Genomic DNA, 9006 nt, shown 5'->3' with positions numbered 1-9006 from the left:
TCTCCGGCAGGTCGGCTGGGTCGGTGGTGGCCACGACCAGCCAGCAGGGTGAGTCGGGGCCGTAGCCGGCCAGGCGGGCATCAGCGGCCCACCAGGTCTCGGTGTGCCCGTCGCGGATGTGACGCTCCACGGGCGTCCAGTCGCCAGGATGCTTGGCGTCCTTCCGGGCCAGGTCCTGTGCGGCCTCAACGGGAGTATGCGGTTGGTCGACCGGGGCCCAGACACCGTTGCGAGGTTTGAGGGCCACCCCGTAGGCCAGGCCAGCCTCGCTCAGTGCGAGGTACCAGTCGTCGCTGACGGAGTAGGCGCAGTCGGCGACCACCGCCCGGCAGCCGAACCCGCCGCCTTCCGGCGGGCCGTGAGGGCAGCGGCCAGTTGCGGTTTGGTGCGGAAAGCCGGGTCGGACCGGCCGCGGGTGAAGTGGTGGGCGGGGGTGTAGGGGGCCGCGTGCAGCGGGTAGTACACGCGGGCGAAGGCGTATCCGCTCCTGGACGGCACGCTCCTGCCGGTCGACCGCATCGCCGCGGACCGGCCGTTCTTCTCCGGCAAGCACAGAAGCACGGGATGAACGTGCAGGTCCTCGCGGACCCCTTCGGCCGGCTGCTGTGGGCCTCTACAGCCCTACCCGGCGCCGTGCACGACGTCCGCGCCGCCCGGGAGCACGGCATCGTCGACGCTCTGGCCCAGGCCGGCATCCCATGCTGGGCGGACAAGGGATATCGGGGCGCCGGCGGCACGGTCCACATCCCATGCTGGGGACGGTGGGAGACCTGTCCGCAGGCCAGAAGGCGGTGAACCGGTCCCACGCAAAGAACCGGGCCCTTGTCGAGCAGGCCATCGCCACCCTCAAGTCCTGGCGGCTCCTCCGCAAACTACGGTGCTCAACCGCCCGGATCACCAAAGTCGTCCAGGCTGTCCCGACCCTTCATCCGACCAACTCAGAGCGAGGTTGGAAAAGGCTCACTGAGCCTTTTTCATCCTTCGTTTTCGCAGGTGAGGCGGGTGTGGATGGCGGTGGCGATCCGTGTGATGCGGTTGGTTGAGCATCGTGCCTTGCGGAGGATGCGCCATTGCTTGAGCCCGGCGAAGGCGCGTTCGCCAGGGGCTCGGAGGCGGGCGTGGTCGTGGTTCAACTGGTGGTAGTGGTCGGGTTGTTCGCGGTGGTTTTTGTAGGGGTGCGGACGGTTGCGCCGGCGTCTTGGTAGGCGCAGTTCGCGAGCGCGAGGATTTCCCTGGTCGGGCAGGCTTGGACGATGCCGTGGGCTCGGGCCGCGGTCAGGTCGTGGGTCCGTCCCGGCAATGTGCGGGAGAAGCACAGGGGTGTGCTGTCCGGGCGGGCGATGACCTGCACGTTCATCCCGTGTTGCCTGTGTTTCTGTGAGTAGTGGGGTTCGTCCGCGGCGGTGCGGTCGGTGGGGATGAGGGTGCCGTCAACGATGACGAAGTTCCCTTCACCCAGACAGACCAAGGCCTCGCGCAGGCCTGGTGCCCACGCGGCCAAGACCTCCAGGATCTCGTCGACGTACCGCCAAGCCGTCGTGACGGAGACTCCGAACCTGCCGCGACCTGCGTGAACGTCTCGTTCTTCCGCAAATGGGTGAGCACCAGCAGGGCTTGCTTGAAGCAACCCAGTCTCCGCCACGGCGAGTTGATATCCCGCTGGCGGGCATAGATCAGCCAGGAGACATGCTCGACCAGCTCATGCGGTACGTCGAGCATGGAAGAATGCGGAACCAACCAAGCCCCCGGCGGCTGGTGCGATGAGTGGAATCACCACACCAACGACGGGGGCTTCGTCGCGTCACCCCGCACCCCACTTGACCAGGGACTTCACCCTCTCAGAGGCAGGATGAAAGAGGTTCAGTGGTTCATCCGAGTGAAAGAGCATCAAATATACCGCAAGCCGTCCAGAATCTTCGCTTAGCTGGCGACTCTCCTGATATAGAAATGTCACCCACAGTAGCCTCCTCCACGGGAGATGGAGCTTAATATGCCCACGTTTGACCCTGAAGCGGAGCTTGAGAAGCTTAGCGTCCCCATCCAATACCTTCCGCTCCACGACGTACTGGCGGCCTGGGATGCTGAGCATGGCAAGGTGTACTGCACCCTTGGTCTGAGCCCCATCCAGAAACGTTGTGCACTCACACATGAGCTAGCGCATATTGCATTGAAGCACCAAAGATGTGCGTTCGGGGACGACAGCTTGACGACCCTGGCATCCATTAGTCAGGAGCGCACAGCAGAAATGTGGGCCGCCCGCAAACTCATCACCTCAGTTCAGCTGGCAGTCGCCCGTGAGTCAGGACTGCAGCCAGCTGCCATTGCCCGCGAGCTGGAGATCACTCCGCGCATTTACCGCGCGCGCCTGCTGGCGGAACAATACGACGAACAACGCTGGCTAGGTACCGACCTCGAACTCGTCGGCTGCAGCTGACGAGTTCGAGAGTATCACGAATGCGGAGTCCACCACTGGGTTGGAGTGGAGGTTTCCCATTGATCTGGTCGGCCTGTGCTCGTTCGGCCGAGAGTTGTCCGTCAAAGGCGATGTCGAACGCATTCATCACCTCCTTCCAGCGGCGGGTCCACCACTTGCGTCCGCGGCCGGTCGGGTCGAGGGCGAGCGTAGTGAGGTAGAGCCGCTTGAGGGCAGCGGTCTCGTATCGGAAATGCCCGCAAGCGTTAACCGGGCGCCCGTAGCGCGCCTTCAGGCTCTCGATCGCGTTGGTCGTCGAGATGATCTTCCGGATCGGCGTCGGGAACCCGAGGAAGGGCACCACCTCGCTCCACGATCTCTCCCACGCCCGGACGCGGCCGGATACTTGGCTTCCCATCTCTCGCTGAATTTGGCCAGCCGGGCGAGAGCTTCATCCTCGCTCGCGCTTGTGTAGACGGGTTGCAGGTCGCGGGCCGACTTGCCCCAGTCCACGCACGAGATGTGCTTCAGCGTGGCGCGGATGAGGTGAACGATGCAGAGCTGGACCACGGTCTGCGGGAAGACAGTATTGACCGCCTCCGGCAGTCCTTTGAGACCGTCGCAGACGAGCATGAGCACACCGCGGACTCCGCGGCTTTGCAGCTCGGCGAGGATGTTCTGCCAGTATTTGACGCCCTCGCCGCCGCCCCGGCCCACAGGCCCAAGACCTCGCGATGGCCGTCGCAGGTCACAGCCAAGAACACGTAGATCGGACGATTCGCGACCGCACCATTCTGATCTTCACGTTCACGCAGTCGACGAACACGACCGGGTAGACGGGGTCCAGTGGGCGTGTGCGCCAGTCGGCCATCGAGTCCAGGGCCTTGTCCGTAGTCGTGGAGACCGTCTCCTTTGAGGTGCCCCGGAGTTTCTGGACAGGGGCCCAACAGGGTTGCCCTGTCCAGGAAACGAGGAGGCACAAAGTGATACCAACCAGCAAGTACACCCCGGATTTCCGTGAGGAAGCCGTCCAGATTGCGCTCCGGTCCAGCAAGACCATCTCCGAGACAGCGTAGGAACTCGACCTGAATACAGAAACACTCCGGGGTTGGGCGGACAAGTACAAGCAGCGCAGCGAGCCGCCGACCGGTGCGCCACTGAGCGGGCACGCCTGAAGGAACTTGAACGCCGTATCCGGGAAGTTGAGACGGAGAGCACTTTCCTGAAAAAGCCGCAGCATACTTTGCGAGGGATGCCCAGTAGCGAGCAAGTACGAGTTCATCGAAACGATGCGACATATCGACCAGCGAGGACTGGCTGCATCTCGCGACCGTCATAAACTGCTGCACCAAAGAAGTTATCGGCTATGCGGTGGACGACCACTACCGGGCCTTCACCCAAGGCCCGGTAGTTAGGGCCTGCCGGTTACCAACTCGCTGTCTTGATCTCTGGTGTTGGGGTGATCCCGAGCTGTGTGGCGAGGTCTGCGAGGTCGTTCAGGGTGGCGAGGCGGTGCTCGGCCGGGGCGATGGTGTGCCCGATCTGGTCGAGGAGTTGGTGGGTTTTTCGGATGCGCCGGTTGATGGTCTGGGTGCGACCGCGCAGAGGCGGGCGATGGCGACCTGCGGAAGCCCCAATTGCTCGTAGCGGAAGGGTGGCCAGGAGCCGGTCGACGAGGGTGAGGCCGGGGCGCCGGCCGGTATAGAGGCCGGCGGTGGGAACCTTCTGCCGGTCGCCGCCCCGTCGCTGGTGAAGATCTTCTTCCCGCTGGGCCTCCCGCGCCGCCGCCAGCTCCCCGATCAGCTGGTCCCACTGATTGGGGTCCATGCCGGTCAGGGCCGAGTGGACCAGCCATGCGCAGCCGGGGCCGGGCTCGAGCTGGGGCGGAATCGGAGGGACTCCATCCTGGCAGTGTTCCTCGGGACGCAGGCTACAGTTCCAGTCGCCGTGCCAGTCGTGGCGGTTTAGCGGCAGGGCGGTCATCTGCCCGTCGCTGACCTTCACTCCGGTCTCATCGGAGGTGGTGTCGAGTTCGGCCCGGACGGTGAGTCCGGTGCGGGTGATGGTCGCCGCGATGCTGTTGACAATGACGTCGTGGCTGGTCAGCGGCCTGCTGCGCCAGTTCATCGTGATGTGGGAGAACAGCCGGTGCTCAACCTTGTTCCATTTTGAAGTACCTGGAGGAAAGTGACAGACCGTGATCTCCAGGCCAGTCTCGAGGGCCTGGGCGGCCAGCTCGAACTTCCAGGCCCGGGTGCGGTAACCGTTGGAACCGCCCGTGTCCGCAGTGACCAGCAAACGTCGGGAGTGCGGGTAGGCGGCACGTCCGGCCGCGTGCCACCAGCGGCGGATGGAGGAGACGGCGAAGGCGGCGGTGTCATGGTCGGTGGCCGACGCTGACCCAGCCGGCATCCGCGGCCAGGTCGTAGATTCCGTACGGGATCGCCTTGCCAGATCAGCGTCGGGGAAGTCGTGAGTCTGTGCCCGGACCGGGTCGCCTTCGCGATGCTACTCGCGTCCGGCGTTCTTGTAGTTGCCGACGAGCTCTTTCTTCTTGGTGTCCACACTGATCACGGGATCGCCAGCCGCCTGAAGGTTCTTGGCCTGTTCGTTGATATAGCGGAAATGCCCGTCCCGGTCCGGGTGCTGGGCGCCTTCGACGGTCTTGACGTTGCCCTGGAGGCTGAAGCCCTCCTCGCGCAGCACGGAGGCGACCGTGTCGGCCGAGACCCGGTGGCCTTGCCGGGTCAGCTCAGCGGCCAGCTGCCGGGTTGACTTCACCGTCCACCGCAGCGGCGACATCGGATCCCCGCGTACGTCCGGCTCCACCAAGCCCAGCAGCGCGGGACGCAAGCCCGGATCCAGGTCCACCGCACGCTTGCGGCCTCCGCCCCTATGGCCAGACGGCGTTGACGTTCGTCCAAGTGCGGGAACAGTGCCTGGAACTTCGCTGCAAGCGCCGCCTCGGTCCCCTCCGGAATCCCCATACCACAACAACGACACGCGATCACGGAAGCGACGCCTTGTTCTCCGGCAGGCCCTTAGCGTTCTCGCAGTTCACGCAAGGGGGTTGGCGGGGCTGTTGCGAAGTCTGTCGATTCTTGGATCGTTGTTGGTCAGGCTGAGCCGAGGAGGTTGAGCGGGCGGTGGAAGAGCTGGTAGGACATCTCGCGGAGGTCGGCGGCGATGTTGGTGCGGCCTGTTGCTCGCAGTTGGTTGATCGCGAAGCTGCGGAGGGTGGCCATGTTGTCCGGTCCGTGGCCGGTGCGGATCTTGGAGGTGTCCTCGGTGAAGGTGGTGTCGCGGACGAGGTGGGTCCGGTTCTCGATCATCCACTTCTCGATCGTCCATTGCGTGCGGGCCAGCTGACCGAGCTGCTGTGGGGAGGCGTCGCGGGCCGTCAGGTCGGTGAGCGCGTAGACGGTCTGCCGGGTGGTCCTCTGGTACGCAGATCGGTGCGGTATCGCAGAATCCGGGCGGCCTGCACTGCGTGGGGGAAGCCCAGATCGAGTTCGGTATCGAGTTCGGTGACGGTCAAGGCCCTGGTCACCCGGGATTCCTGCGGCCGTGGCCCGACTCACGGTCGTAGCGCCAGGCGGTGGCCTGCTTCCACGGCAGAGCCCTCAGCTGCCGGAACAGGCCGGGCTGATCAGGCACACGCTGGCAGACTGGCGGCACATCGAAGCTCCGGTTCAGCAGGGCAACTTGGTCGGTCACCCGCGCCAACCGAAGCTTCGCTGCGTACGAGACGGAACGGCCGACAGGCGTCACACGACCGTGACCTGCAGCTTCACGCCACCACCCGGACTTTGCAACAGCCCTGCCTCAGGCACCGTGGCCAGTCTCAGTCGCCGCTCGACGGACCCCACCATCGTCATGGCAGCATCTGCTCGCTCCAGATGACCTTTCCGGTGGCGGTGTAGCGAGTGCCCCAGCGGTCGGCGAGCTGAGCGACGAGGAAGATCCCTCGCCCTCCCTCGTCCGTGGTGGCCGCGTAGCGCAGGTGCGGCGCGGTGCTGCTGGCATCGGACACCTCGCACACGAGGCTTCGGTCAAGGAGCATGCGGAGGTGAATCGGTCCGGCGGCATAGCGGACGGCGTTGGTGATCAGTTCGCTGAGGATGAGCTCAGTGGTGAAGGAGATGTCGTCGAGCCCCCAGTCGGCTAACTTCTCCGCTGCGGCCTCGCGCACGGCAGCTACCGCGCTGGGGTCCTTGGGGATGTCCCAGTCGGCGATGCGGCCGGGCTCGAGAAGACGAGTGCGGGCGACGAGCAACGCGATGTCGTCGCCCTGGATGGCCGGGCGCAGGGCTTGGAGCACCTCTTGGCAGGTCTCCTGTGATGTGCGGCCAGGTGCTGCCAGGGTGTCGCGCAGGAGGGCGGCTCCAGCGGCGATGTCCCGTCCCCGATCCTTGAAGAGTCCATCGGTGTACAGGGCCAGCGTGCTGCCCTCGGGCAGCTGGAGTTCCGTTGTCTCGAAGGGCAGGCCACCCACTCCCAGTGGTGGGCCAGCGGGGACCTCCGGGAAGGTCACCTCGCCGTCCGGGCTGACGAGGGCGGGGACCGGGTGGCCGGCCCGGGCCAGGGTGCACCGGCCCGATGCGGAGTCGTAGATGGCGTACAGGCAGGTGGCTCCTGTGATCGCGGATCCTCCGGTGGTGTCCGTCTCGGCCTGGTCGATGCGGCTGACCAGCTCATCGAGGCTGGCCAGCAGCTCGTCGGGCGGCAAGTCCAGCGCGGAGAAGTTGTGGACGGTCGTGCGGAGTCTTCCCATGGTGGCAGTGGCGTGCAGCCCATGTCCCACGACATCGCCGACCACCAGTGCCACACGGAAGCCCGGCAAGGCAATGACATCGAACCAGTCGCCCCTGACCCCGGACGGAGCCGGCAGGTAACCGGAAGCTACATCCACGGCGTTCTGCTCCGGCAGGGCGCGCGGCAGCAGGCTGCGCTGCAGCGTGACGGCCATGGAGTGCTCACGGGTGTATCGGCGTGCGTTATCGAGGCTCACCGCGGCGCGAGCGGCGAGTTCGCCGGCCACCGCGAGGTCATCCTCGGCGAAGGGCTCTGCTCTGCGCGAGCGCCAGAAGGTGACGATGCCCAGCGCTACGCCCCGCGCTGTCAGCGGGGCCACAATGGCTGAGTGAATCCCGTGGTCGAGAATCTTCCTGGCCTGCTCCGCGTGGCGTCCGTCCCCCTTCCATGCTTGCGCTGTTTGCAGGTCGGGGAGGAGTCCGGCCTGTCCGGTGGACAGGGCTTGGGCTTGTGGCGTGGAGGGTGCGACGGTGACCCGCTGGCCCTCTGAGCGGAAAGGGTGGTCGCTCCGGGTTCCGTGGACAGCCGTGCGCAGGAGTTCCGTGCTGCCGTCAACGGCCGGCTCGTCCCCGTGCACGACCCGCTCGGCCAGGTCGACCGTAACGAAATCGGCGTACGCGGGCACCGCGACCCGGGCCAGCTCCTGGGCGGTCTGTTTCACCTCGAGGGTGGTGCCGATGGAGGTGCTCGCGTTGTAGAGCAGCTTCAGGTCGCCGTACATCCGGGCCAGCTGGGCCGGGCCCTGGCCATGTGTCTGGCGCCGCAGCCGCCGGCTGATCAGGGCGGTCCCGCCGATGCCGATCGCGAGGGCGACGGCGGCCGCGGTGAAGAGGAAGGGAAGCCGCCGGCTGACATAACCGCTGACTCCCACGGTTCTCACCCCGGCGGATACCAGGCCGACCACCTTGTTCCCGGAGTCCATGATCGGGACCACGGCCTGCACCACGTTGCGGCAGCACTCTATGGTGAGCCGCTCCGTGACCGGGCGCCCGGCAAGGGCCGGTCCGATCGTGCCGATGAACTTCTGCCCGATCGCCGATGAAGTCGGAGACGTGTACCGGATGCCGTCGCGGTTCATCACAACGAGGAAGTCGACATCGGCACGGCGGCGAACCGCTTCGGCTTGTGGTTGCAGTACCGCCGTCGGGTCGGCGGAACGCAGCGCCGGCGCAACACCCGGGGCGTTCGCGAACCCCTGGGCCGCAGCCAGCGACCGCTCACCAGCCTCTTCCAGGGCGCCATCCCGCGCGATGAGCACCCATTGGACCGTCACGGCCGCGATCAGCAGCAGCACGACGACGAAGTGGAGAGCGAACACCTGACCGGCGACGCTGCGTACACCGAGCACACGCCGCCAGGCTCTCCTGGTGCGCCGGGAAGCCTCCCGCCCAGGCGTCCACCCTCCCCCGTCACGGACGTTCACAGGAACTCTTGACAGCTGACTGACAAACAAGGAGCAGAGAGAACAGGAGGTACAAGCCTGAACATAAGCCAATATTAACCCCCTTTCGCCTCCGAAGCGTGTATGGCACGCCCGGGCCCTGCTCACCATGGAGCAGCCGGAGCGGCGCTGTCAGACATCTCATCTTGTTTCGTGTCAAGCGGACGTGGGTTGAGGTTGGGCGTGGTGGGCCCAGGTGCTGGCTTCGTCGTAGTGGGTGCGGATCTTGAGGCAGCCTTGGAGGTTGCGGTTCCGCCGAGATGCGAGGAAGGGTGGCAGCAGGTCAGGTGGGTCTCATGAGAGGAGCGCAGCCGATGCCTGCCCCGAGGAAATACCC

The 9006-nt window shown here is 65.7% G+C and carries 4 protein-coding genes and 5 pseudogenes; 2 read left to right on the top strand and 7 right to left on the bottom strand.

Annotated elements, in window-relative coordinates:
• Positions 1–322, bottom strand: a pseudogene (locus AZE13_RS32705) (IS701 family transposase); the annotation flags it as partial.
• Positions 323–472: 150 nt separating this feature from the next.
• Between AZE13_RS32705 and AZE13_RS32700 the strand changes: the two are divergent.
• Positions 473–944 (top strand): annotated as a pseudogene (locus AZE13_RS32700) (transposase family protein); the annotation flags it as partial.
• A 30-nt stretch (positions 945–974) separates the two neighbouring features.
• Here the strand turns inward: AZE13_RS32700 and AZE13_RS32695 are convergent.
• Positions 975–1777: pseudogene (locus tag AZE13_RS32695) on the bottom strand (transposase family protein).
• Between the two features lie 213 nt (positions 1778–1990).
• Between AZE13_RS32695 and AZE13_RS32690 the strand changes: the two are divergent.
• Complete coding sequence (locus AZE13_RS32690; protein WP_066940313.1) at positions 1991–2434, top strand: ImmA/IrrE family metallo-endopeptidase; 444 nt, start codon at positions 1991–1993, stop codon at positions 2432–2434.
• On the opposite strand, the pseudogene AZE13_RS38785 reads toward AZE13_RS32690, so the two are convergent.
• From AZE13_RS38785 to AZE13_RS32665, 5 genes and pseudogenes are all read right to left on the bottom strand, one after another.
• A pseudogene (locus AZE13_RS38785) lies at positions 2340–3130 on the bottom strand (transposase). The gene AZE13_RS32690 and the pseudogene AZE13_RS38785 sit on opposite strands and share 95 nt — an antisense overlap.
• 31 nt (positions 3131–3161) lie before the next feature.
• Positions 3162–3473 carry a transposase gene (locus AZE13_RS39445; protein WP_181690531.1) on the bottom strand — a complete coding sequence of 104 codons (312 nt, stop codon included), beginning with the start codon at positions 3471–3473 and terminating at the stop codon, positions 3162–3164.
• Positions 3474–3838: 365 nt separating this feature from the next.
• Positions 3839–5215: pseudogene (locus AZE13_RS32675) on the bottom strand (ISAzo13 family transposase).
• A 314-nt stretch (positions 5216–5529) separates the two neighbouring features.
• Positions 5530–5745, bottom strand: a complete 216-nt coding sequence (locus tag AZE13_RS32670) for a hypothetical protein (RefSeq protein ID WP_066940304.1) — start codon at positions 5743–5745, stop codon at positions 5530–5532.
• Positions 5746–6287: 542 nt separating this feature from the next.
• Positions 6288–8576 (bottom strand): SpoIIE family protein phosphatase, encoded by a 2289-nt coding sequence (locus AZE13_RS32665; protein ID WP_066940302.1) that lies wholly within the window; start codon positions 8574–8576, stop codon positions 6288–6290.
• Between the last annotated feature and the right edge of the window lie 430 nt (positions 8577–9006).

The sequence above is a fragment of the Streptomyces sp. NBRC 110611 genome (assembly GCF_001590865.1).
In the GTDB taxonomy this organism is placed as follows: domain Bacteria; phylum Actinomycetota; class Actinomycetes; order Streptomycetales; family Streptomycetaceae; genus Streptomyces.
Note: the sequence above shows the minus strand (reverse complement) of the source record. Positions and strands in the feature narration are given on the sequence as shown.